Raw genomic sequence first — 18083 nt, forward strand, 5'->3', positions numbered from 1 at the left:
GGCACTGGCGTCCCGGGGACGGGACGGACGGGAGGGGCTCATGGCCGACGACACGAAGGTGCCGACCCCTGCCCAGCGGTCGTCCGCCGCCGCACCCACGCCCCAGACCCCGGCGCGCCCGTCGTCGCTCATGCGCTGGTTCACGCCGCGCGCGGGCGTGTCGCCTGCGCTCGAGCCCGTGCTGCAGGCCGTGCGCACCAACCATCCCAAGGCTGACCTCTCGCTCATCGAGCGCGCGTACGTCACGGCGGAGAAGGCCCACCGGGGCCAGAAGCGACGCTCGGGCGACCCGTACATCACGCACCCCGTAGCCGTCGCGACAATCCTCGCCGAGCTCGGCATGACGGAGCCGACGATCGCCGCGGCGCTGCTCCACGACACCGTCGAGGACACGGACTACTCGCTCGACCAGCTGACGCGCGAGTACGGCGAGGAGATCGCCATGCTCGTCGACGGCGTCACCAAGCTCGACAAGGTGAAGTTCGGTGATGCGGCGCAGGCGGAGACCGTGCGCAAGATGGTCGTCGCGATGTCGCGTGACATTCGTGTGCTCGTCATCAAGCTCGCTGACCGGCTCCACAACGCGCGGACGTGGAAGTTCGTGCCGGCGGAGTCGGCGGCCCGCAAGGCCCGCGAGACGCTCGAGATCTACGCACCGCTCGCGCACAGGCTCGGCATGAACACGATCAAGTGGGAGCTCGAGGACCTCTCGTTCCAGACGCTCTACCCGAAGGTCTACGAGGAGATCGTGCGTCTCGTCGCTGAGCGTGCTCCAGCGCGCGAGGAGTACCTCGCGGTCGTCCGGGAGCAGATCGTCGCCGACCTGCGGTCCGCGAAGATCAAGGCGACGGTGACGGGCCGGCCCAAGCACTACTACTCGGTGTACCAGAAGATGATCGTCCGCGGTCACGACTTCGAGGACATCTACGACCTCGTCGGCACGCGTGTCCTCGTCGATACGGTGCGTGACTGCTACGCGGCGCTCGGTGCGCTGCACGCGCGGTGGAACCCGGTCCCGGGCCGGTTCAAGGACTACATCGCGATGCCGAAGTTCAACATGTACCAGTCGCTGCACACGACGGTCATCGGGCCCGGCGGCAAGCCTGTCGAGATCCAGATCCGCACGTTCGAGATGCACCGTCGTGCGGAGTACGGCGTCGCGGCCCACTGGAAGTACAAGGAGGCCGCGAAGGCCGGCACCGCCGGCCCGGATGCGGGCGCGGGCGACATGCAGTGGCTGCGCCAGCTCGTCGACTGGCAGCGGGAGACCGCGGACCCGACGGAGTTCCTTGACTCGCTGCGCTTCGAGATGGCTGGCCAGGAGGTCTACGTCTTCACGCCCAAGGGCGAGGTCATGGCGCTCCCGGCGGGGTCGACTCCCGTCGACTTCGCGTACGCCGTGCACACCGAGGTCGGGCACCGCACCATGGGTGCGCGCGTCAACGGCCGGCTCGTGTCGCTCGACTCGCCGCTCGAGAACGGCGACGTCGTCGATGTCCTCACCTCGAAGTCCGAGACCGCGGGGCCGAGCCAGGACTGGCTCGCGTTCGTCAAGAGTCCGCGCGCCCGGAACAAGATCCGGCAGTGGTTCTCCAAGGGGCGCCGCGAGGAGGCGGTCGAGCACGGCAAGGAAGCGATCGCGAAGGCGATGCGCAAGCAGAACCTGCCGATCCAGCGGCTCCTCAGCCACGAGGCGCTCGCCGGGCTCGCGTCGGACATGCGATACGCGGACGTCTCGGCGCTGTACGCGGCCGTCGGCGAGGCGCAGGTGTCCGCCCAGACCGTCGTCACCCGTCTCGCGCAGGCGTTCGGCGGCGAGGAAGGGGCGCAGGAGGACCTTGCGGAGGTCGCGCTCCCCGGGGCGACGCGTCGCAGGTCGCGCCAGGGCGATCCGGGCGTCGTCGTCAAGGGCGTCGAGGACATCTGGGTGAAGCTCGCGAAATGTTGCACACCCGTGCCGGGCGACGAGATCGTCGGTTTCATCACGCGTGGGCAGGGCGTCTCGGTGCACCGTGCGGACTGCGTCAACGTCGAGGCGCTGCGCGACCAACCGGAGCGCTTCGTCGACGTCGCGTGGAGCGCGGGGGCGAGCACGCTGTTCCTCGTGCAGATCCAGGTCGAGGCGCTCGACCGCGCACGCCTGCTCTCGGACATCACGCGGGTGCTCTCGGACAATCACGTCAACATCCTCTCGGCGTCGGTCTCGACGTCGTCGGACCGGGTTGCGACGTCGCGCTTCGTCTTCGAGATGGCGGAGCCCGCGCACCTCGCGACCGTTCTCAAGGCGGTGCGGAAGGTCGAGGGGGTCTTCGACGTCTACCGCGTCACCGGGTCGAAGGCCGCGCCGACACGCTGACGGCGACCGGGCGCGGGGCCGGACTGGGTCCACGACCGTCGCGTGCCGCGAGCTCGGCGACGATGTCGAGCGCCTCCGACGTGCACGGGCTTGCTCGGTGCTCCCGCAGTCGCGCGGCGGTCTGGGCCGGCGTGGCGAGGCCGGCGCTCCAGAGCTGCGCGAGAGCGGTGAGCGCAAGGTCGCGGGGCACGTGACGCGCGACGTCGACCGCGGTGCGCAGCGGCGACGTCACGTGGAGGCCCGGGAGTCCCTCGACGTCAGCCGGGGCGAGCGTCGCCTGGTGCGTGCGCAGGTCGGGCCGCCCGGGTGGTCGGTGCGTGCCAGGGGCGTAGAGGACGCTCAGCTCGCTCGGGACACCGTGACCGGTGTGGACCCAGACGGCGCTGAGCCTTCCGACGACGGTGCGTGGGGGGATGCGCGGCCCGAGGGCCGCGAGGCGGTCGGTTCGGGTGACGGACGTTCCGGCGAGGACGGCGACCCCGGGCGTCAGCTCGACGAGGTGCCCCGCCGCGCGGAGCGACGAGTACGCGATCTCGCCGCCGACCGTCGCAGGTCGCAGGGTTCGGGGGAGACCCGGCTCGGGGCGGGTGAGGGCGTGACGGAGGAGCACACCCCCAGGATGCGCGACGGCCCCGGTGAATCTCCACCGGGGCCGTCGTCCTGTGGACGGAGCGTCAGCCGCGCGCGTCCTCAGCAGCGCGGACGATCTGCTCGAGCCACGCGCGCTTGGCCGTCACGGCCTCCTCGAGCGAGCGGGCATTGCGCTCGTCGCCCTTCGTGCGGGCAGCCTCGAGCTCAGCCTCGAGCTGGGCGATCGACGCCTCGAGCTGAGCGGCCGCGCCCTCGGCGCGCGCACGCGTCTCAGGGTTGGTGCGGACCCACTGTGCCTGCTCGGCGTCGCGGACCGCGGTCTCGACGGCACGCATACGTGCCTCGACGCGCCCCATGGCGTTGCGCGGGACCTTGCCGGCCGCCTCCCACCGCTCCTGGATGTCGCGCAGCGCGGCCTTGGCGCGGGAGAGGTCAGTGACGGGGACGAGTGCCTCAGCCTCGGTGAGCAGGTCCTCCTTGACCGCGAGGTTCGCCTCGAACTCGGCGTCGGTCGCGGCGTTGTCCGCGTCACGGGCCGCGAAGAAGCGGTCCTGGGCGGCACGGAAGCGTGCCCAGAGCGCGTCGTCGTCCTTGCGGTTGGCGCGGCCTGCGGCCTTCCAGCGGTCCATGAGGATGCGGTACGCACCCGCGGTGGCCCCCCAGTCGGTCGACGTCGAGAGTGCCTCGGCCTCGGCGACGAGGGCTTCCTTGGCGGACTTCGCGGCGGAGTTGCGGGTCTCGAGCTCCGCGAAGAAGTGGCGACGCTCGCGGTCGAACGTGGTCCGTGCGTGGCTGAACCGCTTCCAGAGCGCCTCCTCCGTCGGCCGGTCGATGCGCGGGCCGTTGCGCTGAGCGTCCTTCCAGTCGTCGAGGAGCTGGCGGAGTCGGTCACCCGACGGGCGCCACTGGATCCGCGACGGGTCGGTGCCCGCGATCTCCTCGGCGGCCTCGACGATCGCGGTGCGACGCTCGACGGCCGCGGCGCGGGCGGCGGTGCGCTCAGCGTCGAGCTCGGAGCGGCGCTGGGCGGCACGCTCGCGGAGCCCGTCGAGGCGCGCACGCAGGCCGGCGAGGTCGCCCACCGCGGAGGGCTCTGCGAGGTCCTCCGTGAGGCGTGCGATCGTCTGGTCGATCTCCTTGACCGCGAGGTCGGCGGAGCCGAGCCGGGTCTCGAAGAGCGCGACCTTCGACTGGATCTCGAGGAAGCGACGCACGTAGAGAGCCATGGCCTCCTCGGCGCTCACGCCGGGGAACTGGCCGACGGCACGCTCGGTCTCGCCCTCGCGGACATAGACGGTGCCGTCCTCGTCGACGCGTCCGAACGCGGCCGCGGCGAGCGCCTCGGCGGCGTCGTCGGGGGCTGCGACAGGCGCGGCCTCCGCGGGGCGCGACTGGGCGACCGCGAGAGGGCTCGGGGCGGGACGAGGCGTGGGACGCGGGACGGGACGGGCCGCGGGGCGCGGCGCTGCGGGCGTCGCGGGCTCAGCGGCGGGCGCCGCGGCTGCCGGGGCAGGGGCGTCGGCGGCGGGCTCCTCGGTCGCGGGTGCCTCGGTCACGGCGACCTCGGGCGTGGACGTCGCGGCGTCCTCGGCGGGGACCTCAGCGGCCGTCTCGGCCTGAGCAGACTCGGGAGCGGTGCCCTCGGCGGTCTCGACGATCGGCTCGTCGGCGGTGGGGGTGGTCTCGGACACAGGGCATCACTCCTCGGGTTGTGACGCGTACCGGCCGGTGCGACCGGGTGACATCAGCGACTGTCCCCGCGCGGGGACCGGTGGGCACCGGTTCGGTGACGAACACGGCCGTGGCCAGTCTAGGCACTCCGGCGCGCGCTCGTGCGCGAGAGAACACCCTGTCCGCGCAGGGCGGACGGGGAACGCGCCGCTAGCCTGGGGGCATGCCCGCCGCCGACGCGTCCACGTTCCACCTCACGACGCTCGTCGCGCCGGTTCTCGGTGCGTCGTGCCACGTCCTGTCGGCCACGGGCTCGGGCCCGTGCCTCGTCGTCGACGCGGGCGGCGGGGTCGCGCCCGCGCTGCGCACGCACCTCGACGAGCACGGCCTCGTTCCGGTGGCCGTGCTCGCGACGCATGGGCACCTCGACCACGTGTGGGACGGACCGCTCGTCACCGACGACGCCGGGATCCCGTTCGTCCTCCATGAGGCCGACGCGCACCGCCTCGCGGACCCGTTGGGGACGCTCGACCCGTGGGGCCCGCGGGGGCCGCTCGTCCAGGCGGTCGCGCAGCAGGGTGTGCAGGTTGACGAGACGCGCGTCCCGGAGCGTGTCATGACGTTCGCGGGGGAGCGCACGCTCCTCGTCGGTGCGGGCGGACTGCTCGGCGAGGACACGCTCGGGCCCGGTGTCACGGTCGAGGCCGTGCACGCACCTGGGCACACGGAGGGGTCGACGCTCTACGTCGTCTCGGCTGTGCCCGACGACTCCTCGGAGCTGCCACGCCCTGGCCGGCCTCGCGCCGTCGTGACGTCGACGGTGCTCACGGGTGACGTCCTCTTCGCGGGGAGCGTCGGGCGCACGGACCTGCCCGGCGGGGACGGTGCCGGCATGGCGCGCACGCTGCGCGACGTCGTCGCGACGCTCCCGGGCGATGCGCTCGTCCTGCCGGGGCACGGCCCGGCGACGACCGTCGGGCACGAAATGGCGTCGAACCCGTACCTCGCCCGCCGGTAGGATCGGGGACCATGGCACGCCCCACCCCCCTGTCCGGATTTCCTGAGTGGCGCCCTGAGGGGCGCGTCGTCGAGCAGCACATCCTCGACGTCCTGCGCGAGACCTTCGAGCTCCACGGCTTCGCGGGCATCGAGACGCGGGCGGTCGAGCCGCTCGACCAGCTGCTCCGCAAGGGTGAGACCTCCAAGGAGGTCTACGTGCTGCGTCGCCTCCAGGAGGAGGAGGGTGCTGAGCCGGACAAGCAGCTCGGCCTGCATTTCGATCTCACGGTGCCGTTCGCGCGCTGGGTCCTCGAGAACGCGGGCCACCTCGCGTTCCCGTTCAAGCGCTACCAGATGCAGAAGGTGTGGCGCGGCGAGCGTCCCCAGGACGGCCGGTTCCGGGAGTTCCTCCAGGCTGACGTCGACGTCGTGGGCGACGGCGAGCTGCCCTACCACTACGAGGTTGAGCTGCCGCTCGTCATGGCCGACGCTCTCGGCAGGCTGCGCGACATCGGCGTGCCCGAGGTTCGCATCCTCGTCAACAACCGCAAGGTCGCCGAGGGCTTCTACCGCGGGCTCGGGCTCGACGACGTCGAGGCTGTTCTGCGGTCGATCGACAAGCTCGACAAGATCGGGCCCGCCGCCGTCGCGGAGCTGCTCGCCGCGGAGGCGGGCGCGAGCGCAGCGCAGGCCGCCGCGTGCCTCGAGCTCGCGGCCATCAGCGGGTCCGACACGACGGTCGTCGATCGCGTGCGCGCTCTCGCCGAGCAGCACGGCGCGGTGACCGAGCTCCTCGAGGAGGGGCTTACCGAGCTCGGTGCGCTCGTCGCAGCCGCTGCAGTGCGCGCCCCGGGGGTCGTCGTCGCGGACATGAAGATCGCTCGCGGCCTCGACTACTACACGGGCTCCGTCTACGAGACGCTGCTCGTCGGGCACGAGAGCCTCGGCTCGATCTGCTCGGGCGGTCGCTATGACACGCTCGCCTCGGACGGCAAGCGCACGTTCCCGGGTGTCGGGCTGTCGATCGGCGTCTCGCGTCTCGTGTCGCGTCTCCTGTCCGACGGGCTCGTCGTCGCGTCCCGCGGCGTGCCGAGCGCGGTGCTCGTCGCGGTGAACGACGAGGCCGAGCGGTCAGTCTCCGACGACGTTGCCGCCGCGCTACGTGCCCGCGGCATCGCGTGCGAGGTCGCGCCGAGTGCCGCGAAGTTCGGCAAGCAGATCCGTTACGCCGACCGTCGCTCGATCCCGTTCGTCTGGTTCCCGCCGACGCCTGAGCACACGCGCGCGGACGGCTCCGTCGTGCCCGCGCAGGGGCATCAGGTCAAGGACATCCGCTCGGGCGAGCAGGTCGACGCGGACGCGTCGTCGTGGGCCCCGCCCGCGGCCGACGCCCGCCCGACCGTCCGGGCGGCCACCGCCTGACCCACGCTCACCCGCGGGCCCCGGCCGAGGAAACGGCTGGGGCCCGCGCCTGTCGCGTCCTAGGATGGACCGACGTGCGTGCCGCCCGCGGCACGCTCTCCTCCGGCGCCGCCCCGTCTCGGCGGACCGCCCCCAGACTTCCCGGAAGGAAGATCCCAGTGCTCCGCACACACCCCGCCGGCTCCCTCAGGACCGAGCACGCAGGTCAGACCGTCACCCTCACGGGCTGGGTCGACCGACGCCGCGACCACGGTGGCGTCGCGTTCATCGACCTGCGTGACGCCTCGGGCATCGCCCAGGTCGTCATCCGGGACGAGGCCGTCGCGCACCCGCTGCGCGCCGAGTTCGTCCTCCAGGTGACGGGCACGGTCAACGCTCGCCCCGACGGCAACGAGAACACGAACCTCCCGACTGGTGCGATCGAGGTCGTCGCCGAGACGGTCGTCGTCCTCAACGAGTCGGCGCCGCTGCCGTTCCAGGTCTCGACCGCGCTCGACGGCACCGAGCAGATCGGCGAGGAGGCGCGCCTGCGCCACCGCTACCTCGACCTGCGTCGTCCCGCGCCGGCCTCTGCCCTGCGCATGCGCGCGAAGGCGAACGCCGCGGCGCGCCGTGTGCTCGACCGCCACGAGTTCGTCGAGATCGAGACGCCGACGCTCACCCGTTCGACGCCCGAGGGCGCGCGCGACTTCCTCGTGCCCGCACGTCTCGCGCCGGGCTCCTGGTACGCGCTGCCGCAGTCGCCGCAGCTGTTCAAGCAGCTGCTCATGGTCTCCGGCATGGAGCGCTACTACCAGATCGCGCGCTGCTACCGCGACGAGGACTTCCGCGCCGACCGTCAGCCGGAGTTCACGCAGCTCGACGTCGAGATGAGCTTCGTCGAGCAGGACGACGTCATCGAGGTCGCCGAGGAGATCCTCGTCGAGCTCTGGCGCCTCGGCGGTCATGAGATCTCGCTGCCCATCCCGCGCATGACGTTCAAGGACGCCATGGAGCGCTACGGCTCGGACAAGCCCGACCTTCGCTTCGGGCTCGAGCTCGTCGATCTCACGGCGTACTTCGCCGACACGACGTTCCGCGTCTTCCAGGCCCCGTACGTCGGTGCGATCCGGTTCCCGGGCGGTGCGGCCACGCCGCGTCGTGGCTTCGACGCGTGGCAGGAGTGGGCCAAGCAGCGCGGCGCCCGTGGCCTCGCGTACGTGACGTTCGGCGAGGACGGCGAGCTCGGCGGTCCCGTCGCGAAGAACCTCTCCGACGCGGAGCGTTCCGGGCTCGCGGCGGCAACCGGTGCGGAGCCGGGCGACGCGGTGTTCTTCGCCGCGGGTCGCGCGAGCGACTCGCGCGCGCTCCTCGGTGCCGCGCGTCTCGAGGTCGGCCGCAAGGCGGGGCTCATCGACGAGTCGGCGTGGGCGTTCGTGTGGGTCGTCGACGCGCCGCTGTTCAAGCCCACGGGCGAGGACGACGACGTCGCAGTCGGCGAGGGTGCGTGGACGGCCGTCCACCACGCCTTCACGTCGCCGACGCCCGAGTGGATCGACACGTTCGAGGAGAACCCGGGCGAGGCCCTCGCGTACGCGTACGACATCGTCTGCAACGGCAACGAGATCGGCGGCGGATCGATCCGTATCCACCGCCGTGACGTGCAGGAGCGGGTTTTCCGCACGATGGGCATCGGCGAGGCCGAGGCGCAGGAGAAGTTCGGGTTCCTCCTTGACGCGTTCAAGTTCGGCGCCCCGCCGCACGGCGGCATCGCGTTCGGCTGGGACCGCATCCTCATGCTCCTCACGGGCTCGGAGTCGATCCGCGACGTCATCGCGTTCCCGAAGTCGGGCGGCGGCTACGACCCGCTCACGCAGGCTCCGGCGCCGATCACGGCGCAGCAGCGCAAGGAGGCCGGCGTCGACGCGAAGCCGGCCGCCCCGAAGGCGGAGGCTGCTCCGGCAGAGGCCTGAGACCCCGGACGACGGACGCCCCGGTGCGCACCTTCGCGGTGCGCTCCGGGGCGTCCGTGTATCTATGCGGCCTGCCCCGGACGTCCGCGCGCCCACGGCGATCCACGCGGCCAGTCTCCCTCGGCGTCGTCGTCTTGAGACCTTGGCGCGGTATGTCAGTGCTCGAGGCCGAAGCGTTCGTGGAGCCTGCGCAGCGGCGCAGGCGCCCACCAGTTGTACCGCCCGAGCAACGTCATCGTCGCCGGCACGAGCAGCATCCGGACGAGCGTCGCGTCGAGCGCCACGGCGAACGCGAGGGCGAACCCGACCTCCTTGATGACGAGCAGCTCCCCGAAGACGAAGCCTGCGAAGACGACGACGATGATCGCGGCGGCCGACGTGATGATGCGGCCGGACCGCTGCAGGCCGAGACGTACGGCCTCCTCCGACTCGTGACCTGCGTCGACGAGCTCCTTGATCCGGGCGAGCAGGAAGACCTCGTAGTCCATCGCGAGGCCGAACGCGAACGCGAGCACGAGCGCGAAGACGTACGTCTCGATCCCGCCCGTCGACGTGAAGCCGAGGATCCCTTCGAGCCAGCCGTCCTGGAACGCGAGGACGAGCACGCCCGTCGACGCGGCGAGGGAGAGCCCGTTCGTGAGCAACGCCTTGACGGGGACGACGACCGAGCCGGTCATGAGGAACAGCAGGATGAGGGTCGCGACGACGACGATCCCGACCGCCCACGGGGCCCGGGAGGTGAGGGCGTCGAGGAAGTCGACCTGGTTGGCGGCCTGTCCCGTCACCCACGTGCGGTGGGGCGGGTCGAGCTCGCGCAGGTCGTGGACGGCGGCGACGGACTCGGGGCCGCCGGCGTCGTCGTCGGTCGTGTCGACCGCAAGGACCGCGTAGGCACCGAGCGCGGACGGACCGCGCACCTCAGCGACCCGCGGGAGCGCCTCGATGTCGGGGATCCAGGCGGCCGCTTCCTCGAGGGTGCCGTCGACGACGACGACGAGGTCGGACCCGGACGTCGCGGGGTACTCGGCCGAGAGCTGCTCGACGAACTGCCGCTGACTGTCGGACGCGGGAAGCAGGTCGACTCCGGAGTTGCGCAGGTGGAGGTGGCCGAGGGGGAGGGCCATCGCGCCGAGGAGGGTGACGCAGCTGACGAGCACCCACCACGGGTGCTTCTGGACGCGTGCTGCCCAGCGCGAGAAGACACCCTCGTCGCTCTCGACGTCAGCCGTGCGGGCGAGCACGCCTGCGAGCCACGGGACGCGGGTGAGGACCCCGGGCCGTTCGAGCCGCGCTCCGGCGACGAGGAGGAGCGCCGGGACGAGGGTGAGGGCGGTCGCGACCGAGATGAGGACGATGGCGAGGCCGGCAAGGCCGATCGACCGCAGGATCGACGGGTCGAAGACGACGAGGCCGGCGATCGAGATGGCGACGGTGAGGGCCGAGAAGGCGACGGTGCGGCCTGCGGTGGACATCGTGCGGACGAGTGCGACCTGGACGGCGCCGTCGCCGCGGCGGCGACGCATGCCGCCCGTGGCTTCCTGGGTCCGTGCGAGCGCGAGCTCTTCGCGGTAGCGGGAGACGATGAGGAGCCCGTAGTCGATCGAGAGCCCGATCGAGAGGAGGGTGACGACGTTGACGATGGAGGAGTCGACGTCGATGACGTACGTGAGGCCGTAGATGACGCCGAGGCCCGCGCCAATCGATGCGATCGCCCCGACCATGGGCATCGAGGCGGTGAGGAAACCGCCGAAGACGAGGACCATGATGATGAGGGCAACCGGCAGCGCGACGACCTCGCCCGTGACGAGGTCGGCCTTCACCTGATCGGTGACGGCCTCGACGACGAGGCTCGTCCCGCCGACGAGCGTCGTGGCACCGGGGATCGCTGCGACGAGCGCGTCGTCGGCGGTGGCGAACGCCGCGACGACGGCGTTCTCCGCGGCTGCGCGGGCGTCGTCGTCGAGGGTCGGGTCGAGCTCGGCGACCATGACGAAGCCGCTGCCGGACACGGCGAGCAGGGGCGCCGCGGCAGGGTTCGCGATGCCGTCGGGAAGCGCGTACGGGTCGACGACGGAGGCGACACCGGGTACAGCGGCGACGGCGGTCCTCACGCTCTCGACCGCGGCTGGAAGCGCGTCGTCAGCGGGGTCGACGCCCGAGACCATCATCGTGAGGGTCGGCCCGGTGGTCGTGTTCTCCGCGAGGATCCGGCTGCCCTCGGCGCTCTCGGACCCGGTGACGGCGGGCTCGCCGGTGGACAGCCGGTCGAAGAGGTTGCCACCGCCGGTCCCGAGGAGCGCGATGCCTGCGCCGAGGAGCGACACGAGCGCCCAGACGACGAGGGCGCGGCGCGGATGGCGGATGAGGCTGCGGCCGAGGGATGCGAACACTGAGCCACTATCCCATCGGGACGAGGGCGTTCGCCACGAGCAGGGGTGGTCCGAGCGCGGGTGCGGAGCGCCGTAGGCTCGGGCCATGGACCTGTTCGAGACCGCTGGGACGGATGTCGCGGGCGTTCCGGAGCCGTCGCGTGGGGCTCCTCTTGCGGTGCGGATGCGACCGCGCTCGCTCGACGAGGTGGCCGGGCAGGCGCACCTGCTCGTGCCGGGCTCGCCGCTACGGCGTCTCGTCGAGCCGGGGGAGGCCTCAGGGCGCGCCGCGCCGTCGTCGGTCGTCCTGTGGGGGCCTCCAGGGACGGGGAAGACGACGCTCGCGTACCTCGTGGCACGGGCGTCGGGCCGACGCTTCGTCGAGCTGTCGGCGGTGACGGCGGGCGTCAAGGACGTGCGGACGGTCGTCGAGGACGCGCGGCGCAGGCTCGTGGCGGGCGGCGAGGAGACGGTGCTCTTCGTCGACGAGGTCCATCGGTTCTCGCGGACGCAGCAGGACGCGCTGCTGCCGAGTGTCGAGAACAGGTGGGTGACGCTCGTCGCGGCGACGACGGAGAACCCAAGCTTCTCGGTGAACTCCCCGCTGCTGTCGCGCTCGCTCCTGCTCACTCTGCAACCTCTTGCGGAGGACGACGTGCGGACGCTCGTCGAGCGGGCCGTGTCCGACGAGCGGGGGCTCGGCGGGGAGGTTTCGCTCGACGAGGACGCGCTCGAGCATCTGCTGCGTCTCGCTGGCGGTGACGCACGCAAGGCGCTCACCGTGCTCGAGGCGGCGGCGGGGTCTGCGCTCGAGGAGCGCGGGGCGGGCGCGACGGTCGATCTGGCGACGGTCGAGAAGGCGGTCGACGTCGCGGCCGTGCGGTACGACCGCGCGGGGGATCAGCACTACGACGTCGTCTCGGCGTTCATCAAGTCGATCCGTGGCTCGGACGTCGACGCGGCGCTCCACTACCTGGCGCGGATGATCGTCGCGGGGGAGGACCCGCGGTTCATCGCGCGGCGCCTTGTCATCTCGGCGGCGGAGGACGTCGGGCTCGCGGACCCGAGCGCGTTGCAGACGGCGACGGCGGCAGCTCAGGCAGTCGCGCTCATCGGGATGCCGGAGGGGCGGATCGTCCTCGCGGAGGCCGTCGTGCACCTGGCGACGGCGCCGAAGTCGAACGCTGCGTACCTCGGGATCGACGCGGCGATCGCGGACGTGCGCGCGGGGCGGGCCGGCACGGTGCCGACGCACCTGCGGGATGCGCACTACGCGGGTGCGCAGCGGATCGGGCACGGTCAGGAGTATGTGTACGCGCACGACGAGCCACATGCGGTCGCGGCGCAGCAGTACTTGCCCGACACGCTCGTGGGGCGTCGCTACTACGAGCCGACGGACCGTGGCTTCGAACGGCAGGTGGGTCCGCGCCTCGACGCGGTGCGTGACATCCTCGCCCGAGCGCCTCGTCCCGCCGACTCGTAGGTGCTGAGCACCGTCGAACGGTGCTGGGGGCCTACGTGTCGGGGTGGTCGAGGGTCGCGAGGGGATCGGGTACGATAGACAGGTTGCCCTAGCGGGCACGCCTGGGACCTCGGCCCTGACACTGCTCCTGACCTCGCGTCTGAGGGCTGTGCGTCGGCTGGTCCCGCACCCGGTCGCCCGGGTGTGACGTCAATATCCCACGACAGGATGGAACCACCGTGTCCTCTGTGACCCGTTCGCGCCGCCAGGTGCGTCTGAGCCGTGCCCTCGGCATCGCGCTCACCCCCAAGGCCGTCAAGCACTTCGAGAAGCGCCCCTACCCCCCGGGTGAGCACGGCCGCGCCCGCCGCCGCACCGAGTCGGACTACGCGGTCCGTCTCCGTGAGAAGCAGCGTCTCCGCGCCCAGTACGGCCTCCGCGAGAAGCAGATGGCCCGCGCGTTCGAGGTCGCCAAGAAGGACGCCGGCCTCACCGGTGAGGCTCTCGTCGAGATCCTCGAGATGCGTCTCGACGCGCTCGTTCTCCGCGCCGGCTTCGCCCGCACGATCCTCCAGGCTCGTCAGGCCGTCGTGCACCGCCACATCCTCGTCGACGGCAAGATCGTCGACCGCCCCTCGTTCCAGGTGAAGCCGGGCCAGACGGTCCAGGTCAAGCCAAAGAGCCAGGCCACCGTCCCGTTCCAGGTCGCCGCAGCCGGTGCGCACCGTGACGTCCTCCCGGCCGTCCCCGCGTACCTCGACGTCCAGCTCGAGAAGCTCTCGTTCTCCCTGGTGCGTCGCCCCAAGCGCGTCGAGGTCCCCGTGACCGCCGAGGTCCAGCTCGTCGTCGAGCACTACTCGCGCTGATCAGCCTGAGCATCACGTCGGACGCCCCGCCGCTGCCTCGCAGCGCGCGGGGCGTCCGCGTTCCCGGCCCCGTCCGCGCCGGCGTCCGCGCCCGAGGAATCCGCGCAGATGGTCACTGGGAGTGGCCATCAGTGCGGATTCTCGGGGGAACGCCGTGTGGGTGGCAGCAGCGTCGTTCGGCGTGCTCGTTCGCACGGTCGTTGAGGTCCCGCTGCAGGTAGAGTTGCCGGGTGCCCCGCCACGGGGTTCCCGCACCGGAAGGAAGCACCGATGACCTCGCTCGGAGACGTGGCCGGACTCATCGCCGCGATCGCGTTCGTCCTGCTCGTCGGGCTGCTCGCCGTGCCGCTGCTCAAGCTGGGCCGCGTGCTCGACGAGACGCGCGACGCGGTGCGTAAGTTCACGGACCACACGGTGCCGATCCTCGACGAGGCGACGACGACGGTCGCGGAGACGAACGTCCAGCTCGCGAAGGTCGACACGGTGACGACGTCGGCCGCACAGGTCGCCGAGAACGTCTCTGCGCTCACGGGCCTCTACGCCTCGGTGCTCGGCGGCCCTGTCATCGCTGTCGCGAGCACGCTCCACGGCGCGCGCAAGGCAACGGCTCGTGCGTTCGCGCGCGTGCGGGGCCTCGACCCGGACGACGCCGCACCGGCGAGCCCGGCCCCCGACCTGCGCGGACGACGGGGGAGCACCCGATGAAGCGGCTCTTCTGGGTCGCGGTCGGCGCAGGCGTCACGGTGCTCGCCGTGCGCAAGGCCACAGAGCTGCGCGAGCGCTACAGCCCGCCTGCGGTCGTCGACCGCGCGGTCAAGGGCGCGACGGCTCAGGCGACGACGTTCGTGGGCCGCGTACGCGAGGCTGCTGCGGCGTTCGGCGGCGACCTGGCCGAGGCGCGCGACCGCCGTGAGGCCGAGCTCCACGGGGCGCTCGCCGCCGAGGGCCGGGCGCCCGCCGACCGCACGGACGCCCGGGGCCAGGCCCGCCACCTGCGCGAGCAGGCGCGCACCGCGGCACGCTGGGGCGCGGAGCCGGTCGACCCGGCGTCGTCGGGCGGGGACTTCCCGGGCCGCACCACGCGGATCGACGACGAGGACGACCTCCCGTACTCCTTCTAGGGCCCTCCGGGGACCTACCCTTGACCTTCGGCGCCCGAGCGCCGACCCATGCACGACCACCAGACACACGAGGACACCATGCGTACCGCCGACATCCGCCAGCGTTGGCTCGATCACTTCGAGTCCCGGGGACACCACATCGCGCCGAGCGCCTCGCTCATCTCGCCGGACCCGTCGCTGCTCTTCACGGTCGCAGGCATGGTGCCGTTCATCCCGTACATCATCGGCACCGAGCCGGCGCCGCACCCCCGCATCGCGTCGGTGCAGAAGTGCATCCGCACGAACGACATCGAGAACGTCGGCCGCACGACGCGCCACGGCACGTTCTTCCAGATGAACGGCAACTTCTCGTTCGGCGACTACTTCAAGGAAGGCGCGATCGACCTCGCGTGGGAGCTCCTCACGGGCTCGCAGGACGCGGGAGGCTACGGCTTCGACGGCGACCGCATGTGGGTGACGCTGTGGGACGAGGACACGGAGTCGTTCGACGTCCTCACGCGCAAGATCGGCATCGACCCGAAGCACATCGTGCGCCTGCCGCGCGAGGAGAACTTCTGGGACACGGGCCAGCCCGGTCCGGCCGGGCCGTGCGCGGAGTTCCACTACGACCGCGGCCCCCAGTACGGTCCCGAGGCTGTCGGCGGTGACGTCGACCCGGGCGGCGACCGCTACCTCGAGATCTGGAACCTCGTCTTCGACCAGTTCCTGCGCGGCGAGGGTCAGGGCAAGGACTACCCGCTCGTGCGGGAGCTCGACCAGAAGGCCATCGACACGGGCGCGGGCCTCGAGCGCATGGCGTTCCTCCTGCAGGACAAGCAGAACATGTACGAGATCGACGAGGTCTTCCCCGTCATCGCGGCGACGCAGGAGCTCACGGGCAAGGCCTACGGCCAGGGCGGCGAGGACGACGTGCGCATGCGCGTCATCGCGGACCACGTGCGGTCCTCGCTCATGCTCGTCGGCGACGGCGTGCGTCCGTCGAACGAGGGGCGTGGCTACGTGCTGCGCCGTCTGCTGCGTCGTGCGGTGCGTTCGCTGCGGCTGCTCGGCGTGCAGGAGGCCGTGCTTCCGCAGCTGCTGCCGGTGTCGCGTGACCTCATGATGGCGTCGTACCCGGAGATCGGTGCGGACTTCGACCGCATCGCGGACGTCGTCTACGGCGAGGAGGACGCGTTCCTCCGGACCCTGGCCTCGGGCACGACGATCCTCGACACCGCGGTGTCGAAGGCCGTCCGGGCGGCGGGGGAGGGAACCCCGGTCCTCGGCGGCGACGAGGCGTTCGCCCTCCACGACACGTACGGCTTCCCGATCGACCTCACGCTCGAGATGGCGGCGGAGCACGGCGTCCAGGTCGACGAGGCGGCGTTCCGCTCGCTCATGGCCGAGCAGAAGGCGCGTGCTCGGGCCGACGCGGTCGCGAAGAAGGCGGGCCACACGGACGTGGCCGTGTGGGAGTCGATCAAGGCGGACATGTCCGCGCCGGTCGCGTTCCTCGGCTACACGGAGGCGTCGGCGCGCGGCACGGTCGTCGGGCTGCTCGTCGACGGTGTCCCGTCGCCGGCGGCGACGGCGCCTGCGAACGTCGAGATCGTGCTCGACCGCACCCCGTTCTACGCGGAGGCCGGTGGCCAGCTCGCGGACGAGGGTGTCATCCGTCTCGACGGCGGTGCCGTCATCGAGGTCGACGACGTCCAGGCGCCCATCAAGGGCCTCAACGTCCACCGTGGTCGTCTCGTCGACGGCACCCTCACGGTCGGCGAGTCGGGCGAAGCGACGATCGACACCGCGCGGCGCGGGGCGATCGCACGTGCCCACTCGGCGACGCACCTCATCCACAAGGCGCTGCAGGAGTCGCTCGGCAAGGACGCGACGCAGGCTGGCTCGGAGAACGCACCGAGCCGCATCCGCTTCGACTTCCGTCGCGGCTCGGCCGTCCCGGCCTCGGCACTCGCGGAGATCGAGGAGCGCGTCAACTCTCGTCTCCAGGAGGACCTCGAGGTCACCGAGGCGATCATGACGCTCGACGAGGCGCGCGCCTCGGGCGCGATGGCGCTCTTCGGCGAGAAGTATGGAGAGCGGGTGCGCGTCGTCTCGATCGGCGGCGACTGGTCGCGTGAGCTGTGCGCGGGCACGCATGTGCAGCGTTCGGGCGAGCTCGGTCTCGTGACGCTCCTCGGCGAGTCGTCGATCGGCTCGGGTGTGCGGCGTGTCGACGCGCTCGTCGGTGCGGGCGCGTACGCGTCGCACGCGAAGGAACGCGCGATCGTCGGTCAGGTCTCGGGGCTGCTCGGGGCGCGTGGCGAGGAGGTCGTCGACCGGGTCGCGAGTCTCATGTCGCGCCTCAAGGACGCGGAGAAGGAACTCGCCGCGCTGCGGCAGGCGCAGCTGCTCGCGGTCGCGGGCACGCTCGCGTCCTCGGCGGTCGATGCCGCGGGTGTGCGGGTCGTCGCGCACGACGCGGGCGAGGTCTCGGGGGCGGACGACCTGCGTGCGCTCGCGCTCGACGTCCGTGGCCGTCTCGGTGACTCCTCGGGTGCGGTCGTCGCTGTCGCAGGCGTGTCGGCCGGACGCCCGCTCGTCGTCGTCGCAACGAACGCGGCCGCTCGCGAGGCGGGCGTGCGTGCAGGTGCGCTCGTCAAGGCTGCGACCGCTGTCCTCGGTGGCGGTGGCGGCGGCAAGGACGACCTCGCGCAGGGTGGCGGCTCGGACGCGTCCGCCGTGCCGGCAGCGCTCGAGGCTGTGACGGCGAGCGTCGCCGCGCGATGAGCGACGCACTTCCGCGGGGCGCTCGTCTCGGGGTCGACGTGGGCTCGGTCCGCGTCGGCCTCGCGTCGAGCGACCCCGACGGGCTCGTCGCGACTCCCGTCGAGACGCTCGCGCGCGACGGCGAGCACGCCGACGGCACGCTCCCGGCGGATCTTGTGAGGATCGCTTCCGAGGTCGGTGAACGCGCCGCAAGCGTGGTGTACGTTGGCTTGCCGAGGCACCTCAAGGGAACCGAGGGCGCCGCTGCCGAGGCCGCGCGTGGGTATGCGGAGCGGCTCGCGTCGCTCGTGGCTCCCGTCGAGGTTCGTCTTGTCGACGAACGCATGACGTCCGTCTCGGCCCACCAGGCGCTCCACGCGTCGGGTCGTGCCGGCCGGAAGCATCGTGCGGTCGTCGACCAGGTAGCAGCCGTCATCATCCTGCAGACCGCCCTCGACGGCGAGCGTGCGAGCGCCCGTCGTCCAGGCATCCTCGTCGACGTCCCCGCCCCGACCGACGACTGAGCACG

13 protein-coding genes are annotated in these 18083 nt (G+C 72.0%); 10 read left to right on the forward strand and 3 right to left on the reverse strand.

Going from position 1 to position 18083, the window contains the following annotated elements; genetic code table 11:
- Positions 1-40: 40 nt before the first annotated feature.
- Complete coding sequence (locus IGS67_RS12810; RefSeq protein WP_192281802.1) at positions 41-2356, forward strand: RelA/SpoT family protein; 2316 nt, start codon at positions 41-43, stop codon at positions 2354-2356.
- Here the strand turns inward: IGS67_RS12810 and IGS67_RS12815 are convergent.
- Together IGS67_RS12815 and IGS67_RS12820 are read right to left on the reverse strand one after the other, a co-directional pair.
- The gene (locus IGS67_RS12815) at positions 2325-2966 is read right to left on the reverse strand and encodes a hypothetical protein (protein WP_192281805.1); all 642 of its coding nucleotides are present in this window, start codon (positions 2964-2966) and stop codon (positions 2325-2327) included. The two genes, IGS67_RS12810 and IGS67_RS12815, sit on opposite strands and share 32 nt — an antisense overlap.
- A 64-nt stretch (positions 2967-3030) precedes the next feature.
- Entirely contained in the window at positions 3031-4638 is a 1608-nt protein-coding gene (locus IGS67_RS12820; RefSeq protein ID WP_192281810.1) for a DUF349 domain-containing protein, read from the reverse strand.
- A 203-nt stretch (positions 4639-4841) separates the two neighbouring features.
- On the opposite strand from IGS67_RS12820, the gene IGS67_RS12825 reads away from it, so the two are divergent.
- The 3 genes from IGS67_RS12825 (at position 4842) to aspS (ending at position 8991) form a co-directional block, all read left to right on the forward strand.
- The gene (locus tag IGS67_RS12825) at positions 4842-5636 is read left to right on the forward strand and encodes an MBL fold metallo-hydrolase (RefSeq protein ID WP_192281813.1); all 795 of its coding nucleotides are present in this window, start codon (positions 4842-4844) and stop codon (positions 5634-5636) included.
- 11 nt (positions 5637-5647) lie between these two features.
- Positions 5648-7039, forward strand: coding sequence for a histidine--tRNA ligase (hisS, locus tag IGS67_RS12830; RefSeq protein ID WP_192281816.1), 1392 nt, complete (start codon positions 5648-5650; stop codon positions 7037-7039).
- A gap of 158 nt (positions 7040-7197) precedes the next feature.
- A complete protein-coding gene (gene aspS / locus IGS67_RS12835) occupies positions 7198-8991 on the forward strand; it encodes an aspartate--tRNA ligase (protein WP_192281819.1) in 1794 nt (597 codons plus the stop codon).
- 155 nt (positions 8992-9146) lie between these two features.
- Here aspS and IGS67_RS12840 read toward each other — a convergent pair whose 3' ends face one another.
- Positions 9147-11381, reverse strand: a complete 2235-nt coding sequence (locus IGS67_RS12840; RefSeq protein ID WP_328742721.1) for an MMPL family transporter — start codon at positions 11379-11381, stop codon at positions 9147-9149.
- 85 nt (positions 11382-11466) lie between these two features.
- Between IGS67_RS12840 and IGS67_RS12845 the strand changes: the two genes are divergently transcribed.
- The 6 genes from IGS67_RS12845 (at position 11467) to ruvX (ending at position 18078) form a co-directional block, all read left to right on the forward strand.
- Complete coding sequence (locus IGS67_RS12845; protein ID WP_192281825.1) at positions 11467-12843, forward strand: replication-associated recombination protein A; 1377 nt, start codon at positions 11467-11469, stop codon at positions 12841-12843.
- Positions 12844-13061: 218 nt separating this feature from the next.
- Complete coding sequence (gene rpsD, locus IGS67_RS12850) at positions 13062-13688, forward strand: 30S ribosomal protein S4 (RefSeq protein ID WP_192281828.1); 627 nt, start codon at positions 13062-13064, stop codon at positions 13686-13688.
- A 270-nt stretch (positions 13689-13958) separates the two neighbouring features.
- On the forward strand, positions 13959-14393 hold the full coding sequence (locus tag IGS67_RS12855; RefSeq protein ID WP_192281831.1) for a DUF948 domain-containing protein: 435 nt from the start codon (positions 13959-13961) through the stop codon (positions 14391-14393).
- Entirely contained in the window at positions 14390-14809 is a 420-nt protein-coding gene (locus IGS67_RS12860; RefSeq protein WP_192281834.1) for a hypothetical protein, read from the forward strand. Before IGS67_RS12855 ends, IGS67_RS12860 begins: the two co-directional genes overlap by 4 nt.
- 78 nt (positions 14810-14887) lie before the next feature.
- Entirely contained in the window at positions 14888-17575 is a 2688-nt protein-coding gene (gene alaS, locus IGS67_RS12865) for an alanine--tRNA ligase (RefSeq protein WP_192281839.1), read from the forward strand.
- The gene (gene ruvX, locus IGS67_RS12870) at positions 17572-18078 is read left to right on the forward strand and encodes a Holliday junction resolvase RuvX (protein ID WP_192281842.1); all 507 of its coding nucleotides are present in this window, start codon (positions 17572-17574) and stop codon (positions 18076-18078) included. Before alaS ends, ruvX begins: the two co-directional genes overlap by 4 nt.
- The last annotated feature ends 5 nt before the right edge of the window (positions 18079-18083 follow it).

Source organism: Flavimobilis rhizosphaerae (genome assembly GCF_014852685.1).
Taxonomy (GTDB): domain Bacteria; phylum Actinomycetota; class Actinomycetes; order Actinomycetales; family Cellulomonadaceae; genus Flavimobilis; species Flavimobilis rhizosphaerae.

Coding starts and splice junctions, on each gene's coding strand:
- IGS67_RS12810 (WP_192281802.1), top strand. CDS start 41: ATGGCCGACGACACGAAGGTGCCGACCCCTGCCCAGCGGTCGTCCGCC.
- IGS67_RS12825 (WP_192281813.1), top strand. CDS start 4,842: ATGCCCGCCGCCGACGCGTCCACGTTCCACCTCACGACGCTCGTCGCG.
- hisS (WP_192281816.1), top strand. CDS start 5,648: ATGGCACGCCCCACCCCCCTGTCCGGATTTCCTGAGTGGCGCCCTGAG.
- IGS67_RS12845 (WP_192281825.1), top strand. CDS start 11,467: ATGGACCTGTTCGAGACCGCTGGGACGGATGTCGCGGGCGTTCCGGAG.
- IGS67_RS12855 (WP_192281831.1), top strand. CDS start 13,959: ATGACCTCGCTCGGAGACGTGGCCGGACTCATCGCCGCGATCGCGTTC.
- IGS67_RS12860 (WP_192281834.1), top strand. CDS start 14,390: ATGAAGCGGCTCTTCTGGGTCGCGGTCGGCGCAGGCGTCACGGTGCTC.
- alaS (WP_192281839.1), top strand. CDS start 14,888: ATGCGTACCGCCGACATCCGCCAGCGTTGGCTCGATCACTTCGAGTCC.
- ruvX (WP_192281842.1), top strand. CDS start 17,572: ATGAGCGACGCACTTCCGCGGGGCGCTCGTCTCGGGGTCGACGTGGGC.